The sequence below is a fragment of the Butyricicoccus sp. genome (genome assembly GCF_977037065.1).
This window is the reverse complement of sequence record NZ_CDRQNY010000020.1, coordinates 14247-38046: the sequence shown is the minus strand read 5'-3', so window position 1 is coordinate 38046 and position 23800 is coordinate 14247. Positions and strand designations below refer to the sequence as shown.

21 protein-coding genes are annotated in these 23800 nt (G+C 54.6%); 9 read left to right on the top strand and 12 right to left on the bottom strand.

The genetic code is table 11. The annotated features are described in order from the left end of the window. Window positions 1–176: 176 nt before the first annotated feature. From rsmG to rpmH, 8 genes are all read right to left on the bottom strand, one after another. Window positions 177–881: a 16S rRNA (guanine(527)-N(7))-methyltransferase RsmG gene (gene rsmG / locus ACWVX6_RS08060; RefSeq protein WP_455152852.1), complete on the bottom strand. Its 705-nt coding sequence runs from the start codon at window positions 879–881 to the stop codon at window positions 177–179. Continuing rightward, window positions 878–2764 carry a tRNA uridine-5-carboxymethylaminomethyl(34) synthesis enzyme MnmG gene (gene mnmG / locus ACWVX6_RS08055; RefSeq protein ID WP_455152851.1) on the bottom strand — a complete coding sequence of 629 codons (1887 nt, stop codon included), beginning with the start codon at window positions 2762–2764 and terminating at the stop codon, window positions 878–880. The genes rsmG and mnmG overlap by 4 nt, the downstream gene beginning before the upstream one ends. Window positions 2765–3172: 408 nt before the next feature. Beyond that, the gene (mnmE, locus tag ACWVX6_RS08050; protein WP_110435752.1) at window positions 3173–4534 is read right to left on the bottom strand and encodes a tRNA uridine-5-carboxymethylaminomethyl(34) synthesis GTPase MnmE; all 1362 of its coding nucleotides are present in this window, start codon (window positions 4532–4534) and stop codon (window positions 3173–3175) included. A gap of 15 nt (window positions 4535–4549) precedes the next feature. Beyond that, a complete protein-coding gene (gene jag, locus ACWVX6_RS08045) occupies window positions 4550–5581 on the bottom strand; it encodes an RNA-binding cell elongation regulator Jag/EloR (protein ID WP_455152850.1) in 1032 nt (343 codons plus the stop codon). A 3-nt stretch (window positions 5582–5584) separates the two neighbouring features. Next, complete coding sequence (locus ACWVX6_RS08040) at window positions 5585–6592, bottom strand: YidC/Oxa1 family membrane protein insertase (RefSeq protein ID WP_158574658.1); 1008 nt, start codon at window positions 6590–6592, stop codon at window positions 5585–5587. Between the two features lie 254 nt (window positions 6593–6846). Further along, window positions 6847–7059 (bottom strand): membrane protein insertion efficiency factor YidD, encoded by a 213-nt coding sequence (gene yidD, locus ACWVX6_RS08035; RefSeq protein WP_455152849.1) that lies wholly within the window; start codon window positions 7057–7059, stop codon window positions 6847–6849. Continuing rightward, a complete protein-coding gene (gene rnpA / locus ACWVX6_RS08030; RefSeq protein WP_110435756.1) occupies window positions 7056–7400 on the bottom strand; it encodes a ribonuclease P protein component in 345 nt (114 codons plus the stop codon). The genes yidD and rnpA overlap by 4 nt, the downstream gene beginning before the upstream one ends. A gap of 306 nt (window positions 7401–7706) precedes the next feature. Beyond that, complete coding sequence (rpmH, locus tag ACWVX6_RS08025; protein WP_110435757.1) at window positions 7707–7841, bottom strand: 50S ribosomal protein L34; 135 nt, start codon at window positions 7839–7841, stop codon at window positions 7707–7709. A 547-nt stretch (window positions 7842–8388) separates the two neighbouring features. Here rpmH and dnaA point away from each other — a divergent pair. From dnaA to gyrA, 8 genes are all read left to right on the top strand, one after another. Beyond that, window positions 8389–9666 carry a chromosomal replication initiator protein DnaA gene (gene dnaA, locus ACWVX6_RS08020; RefSeq protein ID WP_243022900.1) on the top strand — a complete coding sequence of 426 codons (1278 nt, stop codon included), beginning with the start codon at window positions 8389–8391 and terminating at the stop codon, window positions 9664–9666. Window positions 9667–10092: 426 nt separating this feature from the next. After that, on the top strand, window positions 10093–11202 hold the full coding sequence (gene dnaN, locus ACWVX6_RS08015; RefSeq protein WP_118761411.1) for a DNA polymerase III subunit beta: 1110 nt from the start codon (window positions 10093–10095) through the stop codon (window positions 11200–11202). Further along, on the top strand, window positions 11195–11401 hold the full coding sequence (yaaA, locus tag ACWVX6_RS08010) for a S4 domain-containing protein YaaA (protein WP_118360550.1): 207 nt from the start codon (window positions 11195–11197) through the stop codon (window positions 11399–11401). The genes dnaN and yaaA overlap by 8 nt, the downstream gene beginning before the upstream one ends. Window positions 11402–11477: 76 nt before the next feature. Beyond that, window positions 11478–12590 carry a DNA replication/repair protein RecF gene (recF, locus tag ACWVX6_RS08005; protein WP_118761410.1) on the top strand — a complete coding sequence of 371 codons (1113 nt, stop codon included), beginning with the start codon at window positions 11478–11480 and terminating at the stop codon, window positions 12588–12590. A gap of 269 nt (window positions 12591–12859) precedes the next feature. Next, window positions 12860–13120: an extracellular matrix regulator RemB gene (gene remB / locus ACWVX6_RS08000; RefSeq protein WP_110435761.1), complete on the top strand. Its 261-nt coding sequence runs from the start codon at window positions 12860–12862 to the stop codon at window positions 13118–13120. Between the two features lie 154 nt (window positions 13121–13274). Continuing rightward, window positions 13275–15215, top strand: a complete 1941-nt coding sequence (gyrB, locus tag ACWVX6_RS07995; protein ID WP_118360549.1) for a DNA topoisomerase (ATP-hydrolyzing) subunit B — start codon at window positions 13275–13277, stop codon at window positions 15213–15215. A gap of 11 nt (window positions 15216–15226) precedes the next feature. Then, a complete protein-coding gene (locus ACWVX6_RS07990; RefSeq protein WP_455152848.1) occupies window positions 15227–16249 on the top strand; it encodes a threonine aldolase family protein in 1023 nt (340 codons plus the stop codon). 58 nt (window positions 16250–16307) lie between these two features. Continuing rightward, window positions 16308–18881: a DNA gyrase subunit A gene (gene gyrA / locus ACWVX6_RS07985; RefSeq protein ID WP_455152847.1), complete on the top strand. Its 2574-nt coding sequence runs from the start codon at window positions 16308–16310 to the stop codon at window positions 18879–18881. Window positions 18882–18973: 92 nt separating this feature from the next. Here gyrA and ACWVX6_RS07980 read toward each other — a convergent pair whose 3' ends face one another. The 4 genes from ACWVX6_RS07980 to proC form a co-directional block, all read right to left on the bottom strand. Continuing rightward, window positions 18974–19573 carry a zinc dependent phospholipase C family protein gene (locus tag ACWVX6_RS07980; RefSeq protein WP_118284841.1) on the bottom strand — a complete coding sequence of 200 codons (600 nt, stop codon included), beginning with the start codon at window positions 19571–19573 and terminating at the stop codon, window positions 18974–18976. Window positions 19574–19791: 218 nt separating this feature from the next. After that, entirely contained in the window at window positions 19792–20661 is an 870-nt protein-coding gene (locus ACWVX6_RS07975; protein ID WP_455152857.1) for a radical SAM protein, read from the bottom strand. 81 nt (window positions 20662–20742) lie between these two features. Continuing rightward, window positions 20743–21060, bottom strand: a complete 318-nt coding sequence (locus ACWVX6_RS07970) for a hypothetical protein (protein ID WP_117750626.1) — start codon at window positions 21058–21060, stop codon at window positions 20743–20745. Window positions 21061–21199: 139 nt separating this feature from the next. Beyond that, complete coding sequence (gene proC / locus ACWVX6_RS07965; protein WP_455152846.1) at window positions 21200–22006, bottom strand: pyrroline-5-carboxylate reductase; 807 nt, start codon at window positions 22004–22006, stop codon at window positions 21200–21202. Window positions 22007–22276: 270 nt separating this feature from the next. Between proC and ACWVX6_RS07960 the strand changes: the two genes are divergently transcribed. Then, window positions 22277–23677, top strand: coding sequence for a sodium-dependent transporter (locus tag ACWVX6_RS07960; protein ID WP_455152845.1), 1401 nt, complete (start codon window positions 22277–22279; stop codon window positions 23675–23677). The last annotated feature ends 123 nt before the right edge of the window (window positions 23678–23800 follow it).

The following is a 23800-nucleotide window of genomic DNA, read 5'->3' as shown; positions in this document are numbered from 1 at the left end:
ATAGATTACCATATAATTACATATTGACAAGTAAAATCGACCGCGTAATCTGCAAAATTCAACGAAAATATGACAAATTATATCTGATATCTATAATTTTTCCCTATTTTTGGGCAAAAAATACCCTCTGTAATTTTCCGTACAGAGGGGTACTTTCCGTATATTTCTCGCCTGATTTACAGCGGCGAAGTCTGTATTTTCTTGAAGCGGCGCGGATACTTTTCCGGTGTTTCCTGCGTTTTCTGCAGGCGCACGATGGCGCGGGAAACCTCATCGAACGGCACAGTGTAGTGCAGCACTTCAGCGTCCGGCGCACCGAGAATCGTGCGGGCGTTTGCCGCTGCTTCGACTTCCTCTGTGCAGTCCTCGGCCTTCATGGCGAGGAACGCACCGCCGACCTTGACCATCGGCAGCGCAAGTTCACTCAGCACGCGCAGATCGGCTACCGCACGCGACACCGCCAGATCAAACGTGCCGCGGTTGTCTCTGGCGTAATCCTCCGCACGGGCATGCACCGCCGTGACGTTGGTCAGACCCAGATCGGCAATGACTTCATTTAGAAAATCAATGCGCTTGCGCAGTGCATCAAGCAGCACAAACTCGGTCTGCGGGCACAGAATCGCCAGCGGCATGCCCGGAAAACCGGCTCCCGTTCCCACATCGAGCACGCGTCCATCCTGCGGCATATATAGTGCAAGTGCCGCGCAATCGAGGAAATGCCGGGTCACGATTTCGGTCGGATCGGTAATGGCGGTCAGATTCATAACCTTGTTTTTCTCACGCAGAATCTCGGAATAGCGCAGTAAATTGTCCGCTGCAGACGGACACTCTGCGATGCCCAGCTCGCGCAGACCGGCTGTCAAAAGCTCGCGTTCGGTCATGCCTTTTCCTCCTTTTTATGGGTCTCAATGTAGATCATCAGCGCCGTGATATCCGCCGGTGAAACGCCCGAAATACGGGCCGCCTGACCAAAATTCAGCGGCTTGACGGCGTTCAGTTTCTGGCGTGCCTCCAGTCGCAGCGAGTCCACCTCGTTGTAGTCCAGATCGAGCGGCAGCGGGCGGCTCTGCAGCTTACGGTACTGCTCCACATCACGCATCTGTCGCTCGATATAGCCCGCGTATTTGACGCGAATTTCCGCCTGCTCACGGATAACAGCAGGCAGCTCCGGACGCTCAGGATCGAACATTGCAAGGTCCGCATAGCTGAGTTCCGGACGGCGCAGCAGGTCGATCAGCTTGCAGCCCGCCTTGAGCGGTGTGGAGTTTTTGCCCGCAAGAAAGCCGTTCAATTTATCGCTCGGCGCAACGCCGACCGAGGCTGTACGGTCGATCTCTGCCTGCACGGCTTCGTACTTTTTACGTACTTTCTCTCCGCGTTCCGGCGGATTTAAGCCAACTCGAACACCAATCGGCACCAGACGCTCATCTGCGTTATCCTGCCGCAGGAGCAGGCGATACTCCGAGCGTGAGGTCATCATGCGGTAGGGTTCGCTCGTGCCGCGCGTCACCAGATCGTCGATCAGCGTACCGATGTAGCCGTCCGCACGGTCGAGTACAAGCGGCTTCTCACCCTTGATTTTGAGCGCAGCATTGATGCCCGCAACCAGTCCCTGCGCAGCCGCCTCCTCATAGCCGGACGAGCCACAGAACTGGCCTGCGCCGTACAGTCCGGGCACCTTTTTGGTCTCGAGCGTCGGCCGCAGCTCCAGCGGGTCGATGCAGTCATATTCGATGGCGTACGCCGGCCGCATAATCTCCGCGTTCTCCAATCCCTTGACCGAGCGCAGCATCTCGCGCTGCACATCGAACGGCATGGACGACGAGAAGCCCTGCACATAGACCTCCTCGGTGTCCAGACCCATCGGCTCAAGGAACAGCTGATGGCGCGGCTTATCCGCAAAGCGCACCACTTTGTCCTCGATAGACGGACAATAGCGCGGTCCTACGCCCTCAATCTGGCCGCCGTACAGCGGCGAACAGCTCAGATTTGCGCGGATGATTTCATGTGTTTTCGCGGTCGTGTAGGTCAGATAACACACCGCGCGGTTGTCCGGCGGATGGTCGGTCTCGAACGAAAACGGGATGATCTCATCCTCACCGGCCTGCTCCGCCAGATCGGTATAATTGATTGAACGGCGATTGATGCGTGGCGGCGTACCCGTCTTAAACCGCTGCAGCCGCAGTCCCAGACCGCGCAGCGACTCGGTGAGTGGCTTGGCTGCCGCCATGCCGTCCGGACCGGATTCACGGGTGTACTCGCCGATGATCACACGTCCGCCGAGGAATGTGCCGGACGCAATGACAGCCGCCTTGACCGGATGGCGTGCACCGATAGCGGTAACAACCGCGGAAACGGCACCGTTCTCCACCTCAACGGAAACGATCTCGTCCTGCATGAGAAACAGGTTTTCCTGCCGCTCAAGCGTGTGCTTCATATACTCTCTGTATTTAATGCGGTCGGCCTGTGCACGCAGCGAGTGCACTGCCGGTCCCTTGCCGCGGTTGAGCATGCGGTACTGGATGCAGGCCGCGTCAGCCGCACGCGCCATCTCACCGCCGAGCGCATCTATCTCGCGTACAAGGTGTCCCTTGGCTGTGCCGCCGATCGCCGGATTGCACGGCATATTGCCTACGGCGTCCAAATTGATCGAAAAACACGCTGTTTTTGCACCCAAACGTGCTGCAGCCAGTGCCGCCTCAATACCGGCATGACCGGCGCCGATCACCGCTACATCAAAGCTCTCTGCCGGAAAAACCGTCATTGGCGCTCTCTCCCCTTTCAAAAAATTCCTGTGATTTCGGTTGTGTGAAACCTGTGCGTAACTGTTGATAACTCTGTGGATACTGTTGATAACTTGTGAGTTTTTGACCACATTTTTATACATACAGTTTTATTTTCATTTTATTATTACAATAAGTAGTTGAATATAGGGCAATTTTTTGGGTTATCCACTATATCTCGTATACCGCCGGATAGAGGTTGTGCACAAGTGGTTTTTATTCCATTTTTCACTCGCAGTCATCTGTTAATCATCCTGCAATCATCCGGTAAACATACAGTATATATCATACACGATTTCAGCGCAAAATAAAAGAGGACGTTTGCACAGATTGCAAACGTCCTCTCTGAATTTTAAGTGCAATTTCTCTTAATAACAGCTGCAGCAGCGTCACTTTCCGACGCAGAAGTCGCTGAAAATGCGGGTGACAACGGCATCGGTCACAGTTTCACCGGTGATCTCGCCCAGTGCGGTAATCGCGCCCTCGGCATCCATCACGACCGCATCCGGCGTCATACCGGACTGCGCCGCATACAGCGCCGCTTCACAGCGTTCGGCAGCACGCGCCAGCGCCGCCGCCTGTCTTGCGTTGGTGATGAGCGCACCGTCAAACGCGCCGTCTCCCAGACCCACGGTTCGCGGGATAAGATTGAGCAGCTTATCCAGTCCGTCACCGGTTTTCGCAGAAAGCGGCACAATGTGCAGGAAGTGCTTTTTCAGCAGCTTTTCATCCAGCTGCTGCGGCAGATCGACCTTGTTCACAACCGCGATCGCGCGGTGGCCTGCCGAGCGTGCCAGCACGAGCATATCCTCGTCGCTGATGGGCTTGGAGCCGTCGAACACAGCCAGGATGAGCGAGGAAGCCGAAGCCTCCGCCATCGCCCGGTCAATGCCCGCCTGCTCCACCGGATCGTCCGTGTTGCGCAGACCGGCGGTGTCGGTCACGCGAAGCAGAATCTGTCCGACCTTGACATTCTCCTCGATGAGATCGCGGGTCGTGCCCGGAATATCAGTCACGATCGCCCGCTCGCGGCCGAGCAGCGTGTTCAGCAGCGTGGACTTGCCGGCGTTCGGCCTTCCGAGGATAACGCACGGTACGCCTTCTCTAAGAATACGGCCGCGCTCATAGCTTTCTGCCATGCTGTACAGACGGCTTGTCGTGCGGTGCAGCAGCGCTGCGGCGTCCTCGAACAGCACCGGATCAATGTCCTCGTCCGGGAAATCCACGACCGCGTGAAAATGCGCCACCATGCCGAGCAGCTCATCGCGCATCTGCTGCACGGGAGAGCCGACCGCGCCCATGACCTGTGCCGCCGCATTCTGCGCCGCTTCTGCGGTGCGCGCGGTGATCAGATCATGCACGGCTTCGGCCTCAGAAAGGCCCATTTTGCCATTTAAGAAGGCGCGGCGAGTAAACTCACCTGCCTCTGCCTGCCGCACGCCCTGCGCGAACAGAGCGTCCAGACCGGCACACAGCACGGCTGTCGAGCCGTGGCACTGCAGCTCCGCCATCGTTTCACCCGTATAGGTGTGCGGTGCGTGCAGCGCGACAGCGTAGCAGCAGTCGATCACATTGCCGGACTTGTCCGTCAGTGTGCCGTAAACCAGCTTCTGCGAGGGTGCTTCCGTAAGCGGCTTGCCGTTCTTCGCCTGAAAAACGGCATTTATCGCTTCGATTGCGCGTTCACCCGACACGCGGATCAAACCGATCGGTCCGCCGGAGGAGGAAATTGCGGCAATCGTATCGTTCATAACGAATACCCCGATTTAACCGCGGTTGCGATAGCTGTTATCCGGCGCAATAACAACGCGGCGACCCGGCTCGGTGCCGGTCGAATAGGTGGTCACACCGTTGAAGTCCTGCAGCGCGGCATGGATGATGCGGCGCTCATACGGGTTCATCGGCTCAAGCGTCATGGAGCGATGCGCCTTAACGACCTTCATCGCCATCTTGCGGGCCAGACGCTCCAGGCTTTCCGCGCGCTTCTCGCGGTAGTTTTCGGTATCGACAGACAGACGAACGTGCTCATCCAGTGCATTATTCAGCACCAGAGAGCCGAGGTACTGGATGGCATCCAGCGTGTCGCCGCGGCGGCCGATGATCGGGCCCATATCCGGACCGGAAATCTCCAGACGGAGCTGGTCGCACTCTACCTGAGGCAGGGTCTTAACCTGACCCTCAACGCCCATCTTTGCCAGCAGGCCGGTTACAAAATCGGTAGCCAGCTTTTCCGCCTGCTGCATGCCTGCTTCGGAAACCGGGATCAGCTCACGCTCCTTGGGAACGGACGGCGTGATCGGACGGTCCTCACGCGGGCGGCGCGGACGGCGGTCACGGCCATTGCGGTCGCTGCGGTCACGGCGCGGACGGTCGCTGCGCTCACGGCGCGGCGGACGCTCAAACTCCAGCTTTTCCGGTACAAAGTCTGCCGGAGCAGCCTTTACCAGACGAGGCGTGTTATCATCCGTGGTGATGGACAGCTTCTGCGGCTTCTCAGCGGGTTTCTCCTGCTTCGGAGCCGGCTTTTCCGCCTTGACAGCAGGCTTCTCCTGCTTCGGCTCAGCCTTGGGAGCGGGCTTGCGCTCCTCACGCTTTACCTCCGGCTTTGCCGCTGGAATATCCGGTGCTTCATAGGTCACGCGCACGCGTGCCGGCGTTGCGCCGATACCCAGAAAGCCCTTTTTGCCGATCTCGAGTACCTCTACCGATACATCGTCGCGCTCCAGACCGAGCTGCTTGAGAGCATTCTCGACTGCTGCGTCACGGTTTTCACCGGTAGCCTCTAAAAACTTCTGCATGATTTACTTGTCCCCCTTTTTGTTCTTTGCGTTCTGGGACTGCTGCTTCTGTGCAGCCTTGTGTGCTTCACGTTTGGCCTGCTTCTCTGCCTCGATGCGGGCAGCCTCAGCAGCCTGCTTGGCCTCCTGCTTGCCGCGGAGCGTCTTGGTGAGGATGATCTCCTGTACGCAGGTAAATACGTTGTTGAAGATCCAGTAGATGCCGATCGCACCCGGAAGAATGAACGCAAAGTACAGCGACATCAGCGGCATCATAAAGTTGAGCATCTTCATCTGACCTGCTGCCGCAGAGTTCTGCGTGCCCTGCATCTTCTGCATGATGTAAGAGGACAGGAATGCGGTCAGACCAGACAGGATCGGGATGATCCAGATAATGCTCGGATGAGAGATAGACGGTGTATCAGCCAGATTCAGACCAAAGAAGTGGAAATCCAGCGGGAAAATGGTCTCGCCGCTCTGCAGGCAGTTGGTAACAGCATCCGAGAAATGGCCGCTTCCGTCCACGAAAGCGTTCAGCTTCTCGGCGATCAGGATCTGAACGGTGTAGTTTGCGCCCGCAAGCTGATCCAGACCGATCATCTGCGCCAATGCGATAACTGTCTCGCGGCTCAGGCCGACGATGTACTGCAGCGGCTGCTGAACCGCGTAGTACAGACCCATCATGATCGGCAGCGGGATGAGGTTGGGCAGACAGCCGCTCATCGGGCTGACGCCGTGCTTCTCATACAGCTTCTGCATCTCTTCGTTCAGCTTGACACGGTTGTTCGCGTACTTCTTCTGCAGCTGCTGGAGCTCGGCGTTCATCGCGCTCATGGCGAGCATACTCTTCTTGCTCTTGATGGTCAGCGGGATGCAGACCAGCTTTACCAGCAGCGCGAACAGGATAACGGCAAGACCGTAGTTCTGTACAATGCTGTACAGCCACTGCAGGAGCAGGCCGAACGGTCGAACGATCAAAATACCGAACAGCTTCGGATCTTTGATCAGGTTAGAAAGTTGATCCAGGGTCATAAAAACCTCCATGTTAAATTGTAAAACGACACAGTGAAAAGGATTTTGCAAAGCAAAATCCTCACTTTACCGCCGTAAGGCGGTATTTCATCGGAAATTCTCCGAATTTCCATAAATTCCGGGGATATGTGCCTCAGAATTTATACAAGAAAGAAAATCTGTGTGCCGCAGAGCGACGCGCAGATTTTCGCCCGGGACATATCCGCGTTTGACGTGGTATGTCCTCCTCGTCCGAAAGTGTGGTTTCGGACGAATTAAGGAACCGGGTCATAGAGTCCTCTCTTAGAGAAAGGATTGCAGCGGCAGATGCGCTTAAACGCCAGCCAGCCGCCCTTGAGTGCACCGTATTTCTCGATGGCCTCGATCGCATACTGCGAGCAGGTCGGGATATACCGGCAGCAGGGCGGTTTGTTTGGAGAAATATACCGGCGATAAAACCGGATCATCGCCAGCAGCAGCCGCTTCATGTCCGAGCTGCCGCAACCTTGTTGTCCTTCAAGGCACGCAGCAGCGATTTTTCGATTTCCTGATAGCTTGCGCCTACGGCCCGTACCCGTGCGACCAGCACAAGGTCGATGCCGTCGGCAAATTTGTCCTCGTTGAGACGGTAAGCCTCACGGAACAAACGCTTGATGCGGTTTCTTTTCACCGCACACGCCAGCTTGGCGCTGACGGTGAGCCCCAGCCGGTTGTAGCCGAGCTTGTTCCTGCGGCAGTAGATCACAACGTGTTTTCCTGCCGTGGACACGCCACGATGATACAATCGGCGGAATTCATGGTTTTCCTTTAAGGATACTGTTTTTTTCATCTTCTGATGCTCCCGTTTTTTCCTGATGCCCTCGAAAAAAACGTATTTTTTCTTTGCATCTGATGGTTTGCAAAGCTGATTTTACTGTTTCGTTCGTTTCGGTCAGTAAAATCCGAACCAGAATACCGTATTTTCGCTGCATGGACTGCACCCTAAACAGAATGACACCGATTCAGACAGCGATTGCTTGAGTGGTGTTGCCCGTAAACGAAAAAACGAGCCGCACGAATGCGGCTCGTTACGAACTCTTTTGCGCCGCTGGCGCGAATTTTCAGGAAGTCTGAATACTCCCTTTACAGGCTGTCATTAAGCAGACAGCTTAGCGCGACCCTTAGCGCGACGGCGTGCAAGTACCTTGCGGCCGTTGGACGTGGACATACGCTTACGGAAGCCGTGCTCCTTGGAGCGCTGACGCTTCTTCGGCTGGAACGTTCTCTTCATAACTTTGTGCACCTCCCTGTTCTAAAATTTACAGATGGGCACCGGCATAGGTCCGGCGCAAGACGCGGGCATATGCCGCTGCCTGTCTGCATAATAGGATACGATATTTATTATCCTATATAGGTTCGATTTTGTCAAGCATTTTTTCCGACCCTCGGAACAAATTTCAGCAGTTTGCACAGGTTGTCAACATGTTGTGGATAAGTAGAAGCGTATGCTCAACGGCTTGCGGAATCACGGTTTTCGGCAATCTGCGGATTTTCGGATTTTCGTGGAAAAGCCGAAAATTTTCGATGAATTTTTGCATAAATTCCGCAGTTTTCATAAAAAACGCCGTGCATTTTTTCCAACAGGCTTTAATTTTCGATTTTTTCGACGCAAAAAACGCCGATTTTTTTAAATTCTGCGAAGTAAATAAACCGGTTCTGCTGTTCAAAATCATGCTGCCACGCGGCACGCCGCCGGACAGTTATCCACACCGACGCATTGAACTTGTGGATAAAATATGCTATTATAAAATAGAATCATTATCGACAGGAGGCGCCCTATGGCAAACAATATATTGGAGATGGCGCTCGAGCAGCTGGACTTCCCTCCTTCCACCATTTCCGCTTGGTTTGACGACGTAACGGTCGTTTCCTTTGGGGATAATCGGCTGGTGCTGCACTCTCCGGTACCCTTTAAGAAAGAATTTATCGAGTCCAAATTTATCGCTCCTCTGCAGGAGGTGCTGCACAACCTGACCGGCGACCCGATCACGGTCGTTGTAGTGACCGGCGAATACACCGCGCCGAGCACGAGCACTTCTCCGTATGACGACTACACATTTGAGCGTTTTATCGTTGGTTCGAGCAACAAATTCGCGCATGCGGCTGCACTTGCGGTTTCGCAGCGCCCGGCGGCAGAGAACAACCCGCTTTTCATCTACGGCAACTCGGGTCTGGGCAAAACGCATCTGATGTATGCGATCGCAAACGTGCTGCGCCGCACCCATCCGGAATACCGCATTATATATGTAAAGGGTGAGGATTTCACCAACGAGCTGATCACCGCCATCCAGGAGGGCAACGTACAGGCGTTCCGCAACAAGTACCGCATGGTTGACCTGCTGCTGCTGGACGACGTGCAGTTCATCGCCGGCAAGGAGCGCACGCAGGAAGAATTTTTCCATACCTTTAACGCTCTTTATGAGGCAAAAAAGCAGATCGTGCTCACTTCTGACCGTCCGCCGAAGGAAATCAACACGCTCGAGGACCGCATGAAGACCCGTTTTGAATGGGGTCTGCTGGCTGATATTCAGCCGCCTGATTTTGAGACCAGAATCGCTATTATCCGTGATAAAGCGGTCAAAATGGGCGTTGAACTGCCCGATGACGTATCCAACTACATTGCAGAGAATATTCAGGCAAATATCCGCCAGCTCGAAGGCGCAGTCAAAAAGATCAAGGCCATGCACGAGCTGATGGGCGAACGCATCACGGTTTCGCTCGCGGAAAACGCGATCGACGCACTGCGCACCGAGAATCCGGGTCTCAATCCGACACCGGAGCGCATTATGGAAGCGGTAGCGAACTACTTCTATATCCCGGTCGAGCAGATGATCTCGCAGAACCGCTCCAAGGATGTGGCCTACCCGCGGCAGATGGCAATGTACATGATCCGGCAGGAGCTTGAATACTCCTTCCCCGATATTGCAAAGATATTCAAGCGCGACCATACCACCGTCATGCACGCCTGCAACAAGATCGAAGAGGAGCGCAAGAATTCCCGCGAGACTGAGGACGTCATCAAAAAGCTGCATAATAATATCCGCGGCGACGGCTGATCTTTGCCGTGCATTCGTGCAAAACAGCTTTTCCACAGCCTAAAAATGCACAGTTCGGTTATCCCCAACCATCCTGTGGATTCCACATGGATAACTCTGTGGATAAACAACAGGGTTATTTTCGCTGTGTATCGTTTATTTTTCATCCACAACCTCCTGTGTACGACATTTCCCGCGCCATACCTGAGGATTTTCGGGTTTTCCCCAATTTCCCCAGGTACTACTACGAATACTATATCCTATCCTTCTGTTATGTGTGATCTTTCGAGTCTCTGGCGACGCAGGCCAGAAGCTGTTCGCCCACTGCGGACATGGTCATTAGATGGTGTGTGTAATCGCACAGTATTCGCCGGTGTGTATTTATAAATATGCAGACATTACATAAATCGACTCTTTGTTTTATTTCCATTTTTGAGAGGAGCAACTATGAAGTTTTCCTGTGAAAAAGAAACCCTGCTGAATCTGCTCAACATCGCCTCCCGCGCAGTAACCGGCAAAAGCTCGATGCCGCTGCTCGAAGGTCTGCTGCTGGCAGCCGATGCAGACACCCTAACCATCACCGGCTACGATCTGTCTATGGGCATCCGCACGACCGCGCAAGTCGATGTGGTAGAGCCCGGCAGAATCGTACTGAATTCCCGCCTGTTCTGTGACATCGTTCGCAAGCTGCCGCAGGACGTGGTCTACCTTGAGACCGACGACAAACTGATGACCACCATCAAGTGCGGCCGGTCAGTGTTCAACCTGATGGCCAGCGAGGCTGACGAATATCCGGCTCTGGCTGATGTGGCCAGCGACAAGGGGCTCTCTCTGCCGCAGCCTATCCTCAAGAGCATGATCGCGCAGACCATTTTCTCGGTTTCGGATAACGAATCCAAGCCCATCCACACCGGCTGCTTGTTTGAAATCGAAGGCAGCCGCCTAAACGTCGTGGCCGTTGACGGCTACCGCCTGTCTGTACGCCGCGAGACCGTCGAGGGCGTTCCGGGTGATATGAAGTTTGTTGTGCCGGGCGCGTCCCTGCGCGAGATCGAACGAATTCTGGGAGATGATGACGATATTGTCGAGATTTTTCCGGATTCCAAGAACATTTTGTTCCGCATCGGCGGCACGACCCTCATCACCCGTCTGATCGACGGCGAGTTTCTCAACTACCGTGCGGCCATTCCGAAGGAGTTCGAGCACGAGGTTTCGGCGGATCGCCAGGAGCTGATCCAGTGCATCGAGCGTGTCTCCCTGATCGTGTCGGAGAAGCTGAAAAACCCGATCCGCTTCCACTTTGACGGCTCGTATGTGCAGATGTCGTGCGTGACCGCGATCGGCAAGAGTTATGATGAATGCCCGTTTGACGGCTCGATCGAGAACCTTGAGATCGGCTTCAACAACCGTTACATTCTGGAGGCGCTGCGCGCGGCCGGCGATGAGCAGGTGAAGCTGCAGCTCAAGGGAGCGCTCAACCCGATGATCATTTCGCCGATGGAAGGCGATAAATACACCTATCTTGTACTGCCTGTGAGACTGAAAGCCAATGACTGAAATTAAAATTGAAACCGAATTCATCAAACTTGATGCACTGCTCAAATTTGCAAACCTGGTAAGCTCCGGAGGCGAAGCGAAGATCCGCATTGCCGAGGGCGAAGTGCTGGTAAACGGCGAAATCTGCACCATGCGCGGCAAAAAGCTGCGTTCCGGTGACACGGTGGAGCTGGACGGTGAGCAGGTCTGCATCAAATAAAATAAACACTGTGTACGATAATAAACGCGATTTTGCGCGTTCGTTATCGTACAAAATGTTCAATACGGAGAAGTCCATGTACATCAAGTCGTTAAAACTGCAGAATTTCCGCAACTACGCGGAGGAATCGTTTGCGTTCGATCCGGCGGTCAACCTGATCTGCGGCGAAAACGGACAGGGCAAAACCAACTTGCTCGAAGCGGCAGCGGCCTGCTCGACCATGCGGCTGTTTCGCACGGCCCAGAAAAAAGAGGGGCTGCGGTTCGGAGAGAATCATGCCTTTATCTTTGCTGATTTTGTCGCGCAGGAGCGCGATATCTCGCTTGAACTGCGGTTTTCCCGCGCAAAAGCGATGGAAATCTATAAAAACGGTGTGCGGCAGAAACGCCAGTCAGACACACAGGGACTGCTCAAAACCGTACTGTTCTGTCCGGAGGACCTGATGCTTGTCCGCGCCGGAGCGGCGGCTCGGCGTCGGTTTCTCGATACTGCGCTGTGCCAGATGCGGCCAAACTATGCACGCTATCTCGAGGAGTACAACCGTCTGCACGAGCATAAAACGCGCATTCTGCGCGACAGCGAAGAAAAGCCTTCCCTGCTCTCCATGTGGGAGGATTTCTCGCTTCGCATGGCGCATATCGGCGCGCAGATTATCCGCTACCGCGCGTACTACTGCCGTAAGCTGCTCAAGGCTGCGGCCGCCGTCTATGCGGATATTGCGCCGCACGAGGTGCTCTCCGGTGTGTATAAGACCGTGTCGAGTGTCAGCGACCCGTTTGCAGACGCACGGACGATCGAAAAGCAACTCATCGACCATGTATTCAGCCATAAGACCGCTGAGATTGCAGCAAAAAGCTGTCTCTCCGGTCCGCATAAGGACGATTTGGAACTGTTGCTGGATGGCCGCAGTGTCGCTTCCTTCGGCTCTCAGGGACAGGTGCGGACCTGCACATTATCGCTTAAACTCGCCGAGCGTGAGCTGTTCTTCGACGAGGACGGCGAGTATCCGGTGCTGCTGCTCGACGATGTGCTCAGCGAGCTTGATCGCCGCCGTCAGGACTTTGTGCTCAACCGCATATCGGCGGGTCAGGTCATGATCACCTGCTGCGAGGATGGTATCTCGGAAAAGCTGCGTGCAGGCGCGGTTTTCCATATTCAAAACGGCGAAAAATCCGCAGAAACATACTAGAATCACATAATTTTACAAACTATTGCACGGCGGGAACAGATACCACCTCGAAATTTCCTGCCGTGCCCTTGTTTTCTTTCAAAAAAACAGAGAAATATTTGTTTTTCCTTAGGTTTAGGGTACACAATTAGTGAAAAAAGTGGTATAATTAAATCCAGTTAGTAATTAGAAATTGGGGTGTCGCGCACGGCGCGATTGTTGAAACGGATAGAAAATCCGCAGGACTTTAATTACGCATTACTAATTTCTAATTATTCCGGAGGAATAGAATGTATTTACATTTAGGTCAGGACTACATTGTGCCCTTGCAGAGCGTAGTTGCGGTGTTTGATATGGACACGGCGACCGCATCCAAGCGCACGCGCCTGCTGCTCGAACGCCTGCAGGACGAGGGACGGATCATCGAGCTGTACGACGATCTGCCGCGCGCGGCTGTGCTGTGCGAAAACGCCCTCGGTGAGACCCTGTACCTGACGCAGCTTTCTCCGCAGGCGATTCAAAGACGTGCGGAAAAGGGCTACGCCGTTTGATAATTGAAAATTGAGAATGGGTAATGGAGAATGAAGGTTCGGCGCGGTGCGCTGTGATTTAATAAAAGCATAACCGCGCAAGGATAGCGGCATTTTCCATTTTCAATTCTCGATTATTTTGTTCCCGCAATTTCTGGAAAGGAAATTTAACGATATGAGTGAAGAAATCGAAATCAAGGACGAAGTGCTCGACCTGAAGGTTACCGAGACCTATGATGAAAATCAGATTCAGGTACTCGAAGGCTTAGAGGCTGTCCGCAAACGCCCGGGTATGTACATCGGCTCTACCTCGGCACGCGGTCTGCACCATCTGGTGTACGAAATCGTCGATAACTCGATCGACGAGGCGCTGGCAGGCTACTGCACGCACATCGAAGTTACGATTGAAAAGGGCGATATCATCCGCGTTGCCGATAACGGCCGTGGTATTCCCTGCGGTATTCACCCGCAGATGGGCATCCCAACGCTCGAGGTTGTACTCACCGTCCTGCACGCAGGCGGCAAGTTCGACGGCTCCGGCTACAAGGTATCCGGCGGCCTGCACGGCGTTGGCTCGTCCGTTGTAAACGCGCTGTCTGACTGGCTGGAGGCCGAGGTACGCGATGGCCATACCAAGCACTACATGCGCTTTGAGCGCGGTGTAACGACCGTCAAGATGCGCGATACGCCGTGTGAGAGCGAGACCGGCACGACCATCCGCTTCCACGCGGACCCGGAGATCTTCGAGACTACGGTCTACGAATACGATGTACTCGAAAAGCGTCTGCGCGAGCAGGCGTTCCTGAACGCCGGACTCAAGATCACGCTGCGCGACGAGCGCGACGATGAGCCGGTCGAGGAGGTCATGCACTACGAGGGCGGTATCCGTCAGTTCGTGGAGCACCTCAACCGCACGAAGACGCCGCTGCACGATCAGGTGATCTACATGGAGGGCAGCCGCGATACCTCGATGGCCGAGGTTGCCATGCAGTATACCGACAGCTACAGCGAGCTGATGCTGTCCTTTGCCAACAACATCAACACCACCGAGGGCGGTACGCACGAGACCGGCTTTAAGGCCGCTCTTACCCGTGTACTCAACGATTACGGCAAGAAATACAAGCTGCTCAAGGACGATGAGTCCTTCAAGGGCGAGGACGCGCGTGAGGGTCTGACCGCGATTATCTCGGTCAAGCTGCAGGAAGCGCAGTTCGAGGGCCAGACCAAGACCAAGCTGGGCAACAGCGAAATGCGTGCGCTGGTGGACGCGATGGTTTCCGAGAAGCTGATGACCTTCTTCGAGGAGAACCCGCAGGTGGCGCGCACCATCATCGAAAAGGCGCAGACCGCCGCGCGTGCCCGCGAGGCCGCGAAAAAGGCGCGTGAGATGACCCGCCGCAAGTCCGCACTGGATTCCGCTTCTCTGCCGGGCAAGCTGGCGGACTGCATCGAAAAGGACCCGACCTACACCGAAATCTACATCGTCGAGGGTGATTCCGCAGGCGGCTCTGCCAAGGAAGGCCGCGACCGCCGCCATCAGGCCATCCTGCCGCTGTGGGGCAAGATGCTGAACGTTGAAAAGGCACGCCTCGACCGTGTTTACGGCAACGACAAGCTCACCCCGATGATCACCGCGTTCGGCGCGGGCTTCGGTGATGATTTTGACCTCGCAAAGCTGCGTTACGGCAAGATCATCCTGATGGCCGATGCCGATGTGGACGGCAGCCATATCCGCACCCTGCTGCTGACATTCTTCTTCCGCTTCATGCGCCCGCTGATCGAGCACGGCCATGTGTTCATCGCACAGCCGCCGCTGTTCAAGAACGAAAAGGGCAAGGATGTCCGCTACACCTACACCGAGGAGCAGCAGCGCGACTGCATCGCTGAAATGGGTGACAACGTGCGCGTACAGCGCTACAAGGGCCTCGGCGAGATGGATCCGCAGCAGCTGTGGGAGACCACCATGGACCCGGAGCATCGTACACTGCTGCAGGTTACGATGGAGGACGCGGCAGCCGCCGATGAAACCTTTGCGCTCCTGATGGGCGAAAAGGTAGAACCCAGACGCGAATTTATCGAGCGAAATGCAAAATATGTAATGAATTTGGACGTATAAGGGAGAAAACTATGCTGTTTTTTGAAAATGATTACGGTTATGGCGCACACCCCAAGGTTTTAGAACATCTGGCACAGACGAATATGGAGCCGGTTTCCGGCTACGGCAACGATAAATTTACCGCTTCGGCGGCAGAAAAGATTAAAGCAGCGGCGGACTGCCCGGACGCTCAGGTGTATTTTCTGACCGGCGGCACACAGACCAACATGGTCGTCATTGATACGCTGCTCCGTCCGTATGAGGGCGTTGTGGCGTCCTCTTGCGGGCATGTGAACACGCATGAAGCCGGCGCCATCGAGTCCACCGGACACAAGGTGCTGACCGTTCCGAATAAGAACGGCAAGCTGGATGCGGACGATCTCCGCGAATATGTTCAGACCTTTTACGCGGACGCAAGCCATGACCATATGGTATTTCCCGGCATGGTGTACATCTCCCATCCGTCTGAATACGGCACGCTTTACACGAGAAACGAGCTGGAGCGCATTTCTGCCGTTTGCAAGGAGTTTGCCATGCCGCTGTTTCTGGATGGCGCACGCCTCGGTTACGGCCTCACGGCGGATACCGATGTGACGCTGGCAGACATCGCAAAGCTCACTGATGTGTTCTACATCGGCGGCACCAAGTGCGGCGCGCTCTGCGGCGAGGCGGTTGTGTTCACGCACGGCAATATGCCGAAACAGTTCGTCACGATGGTCAAGCGCCGCGGCGCAATGATCGCAAAGGGCCGTCTGAACGCGCTGCAGTTCGATGCCTTGTTCACTGATGGACTGTACGAGAAAATCTGCGCACCGGCGGTCAAACTCGCCATCAAGCTGCGGGATGGGCTCAAGGCCAAGGGCTATCGCTTTGCGCTCGAGTCCCCCACCAACCAGCAGTTCATCATTGTAGAAAACAGCAGACTGCCTGAACTGAAAACCAAGGTAGTTTACAGCTTTATAGAGAAATATGACGCGGAGCATACGGTCATCCGTCTGGCGACCAGCTGGGCGACGACCGAGGAGCAGGTGGACGAGCTTCTCAGTATCCTCTAAGCGATAAAAACAGTCGTTTTCGGCTGAAAGCCAACACTTTTGGAGGCAAAATTAAAATATGAGTCAAGAATACGAACAGCAGAAAATCATGCAGGTCGATCTCGAACGCGAGATGAAGAAAAGCTATATCGACTATGCAATGAGTGTTATTGTCGGCCGCGCGCTGCCGGATGTGCGCGACGGCTTAAAGCCGGTACACCGCCGCATCCTGTACGCCATGTACGAGGACGGCCTGACCTCGGATAAGCCCTACCGCAAGTCGGCAACGACCGTCGGTAATGTGCTCGGCCGCTACCATCCTCACGGCGACGCATCGGTTTATGACGCGATGGTGCGTATGGCGCAGCCGTTTTCGCTGCACTATCCGCTGATCGACGGTCACGGCAACTTCGGTTCCGTGGACGGCGACCCTCCGGCAGCATACCGTTATACCGAGGCCCGCATGGCCAAGCTGGCAAACTACATGCTGGCGGATATCAAGAAAAACACGGTCGATTTCCAGCCGAACTTCGATGAGGAGCGCCAGGAGCCGGTCGTACTGCCCTCTCGCTTCCCCAACCTGTTGGTAAACGGCTCGTCCGGTATCGCGGTCGGCATGGCGACCAATATTCCGCCGCATAATCTTTCCGAGGTTATCGACGGCACCTGCTATGTCATCGACCATCCGGAAGCCGAGATGGACGAGATCTGTCAGTTTATCAAGGGTCCGGACTTCCCGACCGGCGGCGTTATCATGGGCCGCAGCGGCATCCGTGCCGCCTATGCAACCGGCCGCGGCAAGATCAAGGTTCGCGCAAAGACCGAAATTGTTGATCTGCCGAACGGCAAGAGCCAGATTATCATCACCGAGATTCCGTACATGGTCAACAAGGCGCGTCTGGTCGAGTCCATGGCAAATCTCGTCAAGGATAAGCGCGTGGAGGGTATCACGAATATCCAGGACCATTCCTCGCGCGAAGGCATGCAGATTGTAGTCGATATCCGCCGTGACGCGAACGCGCAGGTCATCCTCAATCAGCTGTTCACCTACTCTCAGCTCGAGGACACCATTTCGATGATTCACATCGCGCTCGTGCCGGGTGCGGGCGGCAAGCTGCAGCCGCGTGTGCTGACGCTGCGCCAGATCCTCGATCAGTATATCGGCTTCCAGAAGGACGTTGTCGAGCGCCGCACGCGCTTCGACCTCAAGAAAGCGCGCGACCGTGCGCACATTCTGGAAGGTCTCAAGGTCGCAACCGACAATATTGACCGCATTATCGCAATTATTCGTGCCTCTAAGAACGAAGCCGAGGCTAAGGAAAACCTGATGGCGGAGCCGTTCTGGATCGACCAGATCGCGCTGCTCGGCATCGTGGACGGCTCGGAGCACTTCGAGTTCCACCTCGACGAGCCGCAGGCGCAGGCCATCGTAGATATGCGTCTGGGCCGCCTGTCCGGTCTGGAGCAGGAGAAGATCAACGACGAGTACAAGGACCTCGAGAGCCGCATTGCGGGCTTTGAGGAAATTCTGTCGTGCGATGCGAATATTCTTGCTGTTGTCAAGCAGGAGCTGCAGGAGATCAAGCAGAAGTATGGCGACGAGCGTCATACCCGCATCGAAAATGTGGCCGATGAGATTGATATTGAGGACCTCATCGAGCAGCAGGACTGCGCGTACACCCTCACCCACTTCGGCTATATCAAGCGCCAGCCGACCTCGGTTTACCGCGCACAGCGCCGCGGCGGCCGCGGTGTTTCTGCGATGAGCACCCGTGAGGAGGACTTCGCAAAGGATATCTTCACCGCATCCACGCATGACACGATTCTGTTCTTCTCGGATCGCGGCAAGGTTTACAAGCTGAAGGGCTACCAGATTCCGGAAACCGGACGTTCGGCCAAGGGCATGAACATTGTAAACCTGCTGGAGCTGGAAAACGGCGAAAAAATCACTGCAATGTTCCCGATTCAGGAGTTTGCAGACGATAAGTTCCTGTTCTTCGTCACCCGTCAGGGTATTGCAAAGCGCATCGTGCTGAGCGACCTGCAGAACATCCGCCGCGCGGGTCTGCGTGCGCTCAACCTCAACGAGGATGACGCACTGGTTGACGTTCGCCTGACCGACGGCGAGCAGAACATCCTAATTGCCACCCACGAGGGCAAGGCCATCTGCTTTGACGAGAACGAGGTTCGTGCAATGGGCCGTGTGGCTACCGGCGTGCGCGGCATCAAGCTGGCTGAGGGCGATTACGTTATCGGTGCGGCGCGTGCCCGCAAGGACGCATTTGTGCTCTCCATCACCGAGAACGGCTACGGCAAGCGTACCCCGGTCGAGGAGTTCACCGTGCATCATCGCGGCGGCGGCGGCATGATGCTGCATAACCTGACCGAAAAGACCGGTCTGGTGGCAGGCATCGCGGTTGTAGACAGCGAAAACGACGTTATGATCATCACCGATGACGGCGTTATCATCCGTACCGGCGTTGAGGAGATCCGCGAATGCGGCCGCGGCTCGCAGGGCGTTATCGTCATGCGTACCGGCGAGGACGTAAAGGTTATCTCGATTGCCCGCACGGACAAGGAGGAGGAAGACCCGGCAGAAGCCGAGGAAGAAACCTCTGAATCCGCTGAAAACGCAGAGAGTACCGAAGAATAAAAAGAAAAAGACGAGTCCGTTTGGACTCGTCTTTTTGTGCCTGAAAAACAGAAAAACCGCCTGTAAAGGCGGTTTTTTTGACTTATACAGTTTTACGCGGTAGCGACTGCAGTATCCTCGACCTGCTCGTAAACGATGCTGATGATAGACAGCACCACGGTAGCGGTAGCGATGCAGATATGCTGCAGATCGTCGTTGATGCCATGCGGCTTAGTCGAAGTGCGGTAAGCCTCGTGCATCGTGGAAATGCGGTTCACGAGTGTGTCCACGGTTGTGGGCGGAATGATGGGACTTGCCCATTTCTCAAACTTATCTTCGGTCATACGGCGGCGAATTACCAGTGCAACGCGCTTTTCATAAACATAATGCGCGAGCAGATTGTGCTCGTAGATATCGTCGTTGTGCGGGTAGGTGAAAAAGTCGGTCATGTAGTGGCAGATCTCGCCGAGATCGACCGACAGCTCGCGTCCGTTGGTACGCCCGATGGTATACTTGCGCGTAAAAGTGCGGATTTTTTCCATCACCTCATCCATCATAATGGATGGGTTATGGCGTTTGGTGAGGTAAGTACCGGTCAGATCCGGTTTCAGGTTGCCGTAAATAAAGCCGCTCTGATCAAAGGTCACGCCGCAGGTCTGCTCAACGTAATCCATCAGCAGATTTGCAACGCGAATGTGGGATACGGAATCCATTTATCAGTCCTCCAAGACGGAACACATGTTAATTCTAACAGTAAATATTAAATTAACAAATTCTTAACGCCCGAAAAGCATCCTCTCCGCTTTTCACGATCGAAACCAGTATAGCACACTTTTTGCACATTGTCTCGCTTTTTTGAAAATTGTAACGCAAACAACACAGAATGTTAACAATTTTGCGGATTATCACAATTTAAGTTGCATTAAATTGGTTATCTTGCCCGGTATTGCTCGCTCTTGAATTTGATTTTGCCCTCAAGTGCCTTGCGCAGACGTGCACACATGGCTTCCCTGTCCTGATTGAGCGTGCCCGCCAGATTAACGTAGTTAGACGCGTGATTTGCACGGAAAATACTGCCCTCGGAGTCGATATGCTCGAGCAGGATAAGGGTTTCGTGCGCGATTTCAATCGGGTTCATCAGGTAGAAACGGCCCTCCTGCCAGTCGCGCATGAGCGGTGTCGGCAGCTCAAACAGCAGGGTCAGCAGGCCGATGTACTCCGGCTTCATGCGGGAGAGTGCTTCTGCGGTCTTGATGGCGTGCTCCTCGCTCAGCTCCAGCGAGCCGAGACCCGCAATGCAGGTAACGGACAGCTTCATGCCGGCTTCCTTGACCATCAAACCCGCATGAACGATCTCATCGGCGGTTTCGCCCTTGTTGATGCGGCGCAGTACCTCATCCGAGCCGGATTCCAGACCCAGATAGATCATATCCAGACCCAGATCGTGCAGCATGTTCAAATCTTCCTGCTTTTTGCACAGAATGGACGCCGGAGAACCATAGCTGGTAACGCGCTCGCACTCCGGAAATACCTTCTTGATGTAGCGCAGGATTTCTGCCATGTGCTCGGGACGGCACATCAGCGCATCGCCGTCTGCCAGAAAAATACGGCCGACACGGCGGTATATGCGGCGTGCTTCATCAAAATCAGCCTTGACCTCCTCCAGCTTGCGCACGCGGAAACGCTTTTCCTTGTACATATCGCAGAAGGTGCACTTGTTGTGGCTGCAGCCGATGGTGACCTGCACAATCAGGCTGTATGCCTCAGAGGGCGGACGAAAAACTCTGCCTTCGTATTCAATCATGGGTAAAAACTCCTTATTTTAGCTATTTGGATAAACAAAACGGACGGAGTATTCCGTCCGTTTGCTGGTAACATTGGATTAGTCCTCTTCGGCTTCCGGCTCTTCCTCGGCCTCAGCCTGCGGCTCCTCAGCCGCCGGTTCAGCTGCCTTGGGCGCATCGTCAAATGCGTCCTGATATACCGAAGTATCCGCACACTCCTCTGCGCATGCGCAGGAGGCACAGTCGGACTCGGCACGCATCATTTCCTCCAGCTCATCCATGGCCTTCAGTTCAGCCTCGTGGTAAACTTCCTCTTCACGCTTTTTCTGAAGCATGACAAGCGCTGCGGTAGCACCGGCTGCACAGGCAAGGCTGGTCAGCAGCAGACCTGCTTTCACCTTGGTAGAATTTTTCACGGTATCCACTCCCTCTCAAATGATGCGGAACTATTGTCATAATAAAAATCAATTAAACAAAATACAGCGTAAATGCCGATTAAGTGCTTTGCCTATACTTTACCATACGGACGGGGTAAAGTCAATGCTAATGGCACATTTAGCCGAGCTCATAGGCGCGCTTAATGCATTTATCGCAGGCTTCCGACACGATTCCGTACAGATCGCGATCCTCAAGCACCTTCATGCCCTCAATAGTGGTGCCGCCGGGCGAGCACACCGCGCGGATCAGCTCTGCTGGTGTCTTATCGCGGCGCAGCAGCATTTTTGCCGAGCCGATCATGGTCTGACAGATGAGCGTCAGCGCGTCGTCCTCGTTGATGCCGTGCTGCTTTGCGCTCTGCACGAACGCGTCCGCGTAGGCATACAGGTACGCCGGAGCCGAACCGGCATACGGAATGACCTCGTTGAGCATGTTCTCCTGCTCAAATGTGACGGTAACGCCCATGGTGTTGAACAGTTCACAGAGTTCGGACAGCTGCTTGTCGGTTGCGGCCGCATTCTTAACCAGCTGGGTTGCACCCTCGCCGAGCATAAGCGGCGTGTTCGGCATCACGCGGATCATTGCGGTGTCTGCGCCGAGTGCACCCTCCAGCTTGGCGAAGGTCACGCCTGCGGCAATGGATACGACAAGCGGCTTCTCCCCTTCATATTTCGCCAGATTCGGCAGGATTTCGTCGAAATTCTGCGGCTTGACGGCCAGCAGCACGATCTCGCTTTCTGTGTAGACCTCGGTATAGTCACCCGTGACGGCGTAGCCCTTGGCTGCATGAGCGGCGCGTTTTTCCTCGCTGCGGTTGAACATCAGCACCTGCTCAGGCGCAAAACGGCCTGCGCGCACTGCGCCTTCCGCGATGGCGGTACCCATGTTGCCGGCACCGAGAACACCGAATTTGTATTTTTTCATGTCAATACACCTCATTTATGGTTTATTTTCATATATGCTTAAATGATAGAAAGCAGCCCGCTCTGCGAAAGGAATGCTGCCGTTTCTTTCAAATTATGGCAGATAAAACAATCATATCTGATAAAAGATATTATAGCACAATGGACTTTTCCTGCAAACAGCTTGTGAAAAACTTTCGGATATGGTACAATAAAAATACTTTTATTTCATTATGGCTGTCATTTCGAACAGGCTAAAAGATATTGTATGTAAGGGAGTAAAACACAAAACATGGAACAAAAAAAGAGAAGCAGCTTCTCCAGCCGAATTGGTTTCGTGCTGGCGGCGGCAGGCTCGGCGGTAGGTCTGGGCAACCTTTGGCGATTCCCCTATCTGGCGGCACGGTACGGCGGCGGTATTTTCCTGCTGGTGTATCTCATTCTCGCGCTGACGTTCGGCTTTTCACTGATGATTACCGAGATTGCCATCGGACGAAAGACCCGTCTGTCCTGCATCGGTGCGTATAAGGCGCTCGATAAGCGGTTCGGATTCCTTGGCTGGCTGGCGGCGTTCGTGCCGTTCATCATCACGCCGTATTACTGTGTTATCGGCGGATGGGTTATGAAATACCTGTTCACCTTTATCAGCGGCAACGCACTTGAGGCGGCCGACAACGGCGGATTTTTCAGCAATTTCATTGGCTACGATGCGGGTTCGCTGTCCTCGACGATTTTCAGCTTCAACGGACCGACCCCGTGGTTCATCCTGTTCGTGCTGGCGACCACCATTGTCGTTATCTTCGGTGTTGAGAAGGGCATCGAGAAGGCAAGCCGTATCATGATGCCGATTCTCGCCATTCTGGCGGTCGTTATCGCAATCTACTCGCTGACCATTCCGGGTGCGCTGCAGGGCCTGAAATATTATATTCTGCCCGATTTCTCGCAGTTTTCGGTATCTACCGTGCTTGGTGCGATGGGACAGATGTTCTACTCGATGTCGCTGGCAATGGGTATTATGATCACCTACGGCTCCTATATGCAGAAGGAAAATCTGCTTGAGCACTCTGTCACCCAGATTGAGATTTTCGACACGCTGTTCGCGTTTGTGGCCGGTCTGATGATTATTCCGGCGGTTATCGCGTTCAACGGCGGCGATCCGTCTCAGGTAAACAGCGGCCCGGGTCTGATGTTCATCACTCTGCCGATGGTATTCGACTCCATGAAGTTCGGCACCATTATCGGCGCGGTATTCTTCCTGCTCGTACTGTTTGCGGCGCTGACCTCCTCCATTTCGCTGATGGAAACACTGGTTTCCGTGCTGATGGACAAGGCACACATGAAGCGCAAGACGGCTACCATCGCTATTACGGCAAGCTGCCTGATCATTGGCATGCTGTCCTGTCTTGGCTATGGTCCGTGGGCAACGATTACCGTTATTGGCATGCAGTTCCTCGACTTCTTTGACTTTATTTCCAACTCCGTGCTCATGCCGATCGTGGCGCTGCTCACCTGCATCCTGATTGGTCATGTAGTCGGCACCAAGGTCATCGCAAACGAGGTAAAGGAAGGCGCCGGTTCGTTCCACCGCGAAAAGCTGCACCGCGTTATGGTGCGCTGGGTGGCTCCGGTGATGCTGGCAGCGATCCTCGCTTCCGAGTTGGCAACCAAGGTATTCCACCTTTTCACTATCTAAAGGCAACACCGCACAATTAAAGCCGCGGCTCCTTGCGCAGGCTCCGGTCGCGCTGCCGCGGCGCTTTGCGGAAATTTTGCGCCCTGATTTTGGCTTCGGTTCCTTGCGCGAGTTCCGTCCGCG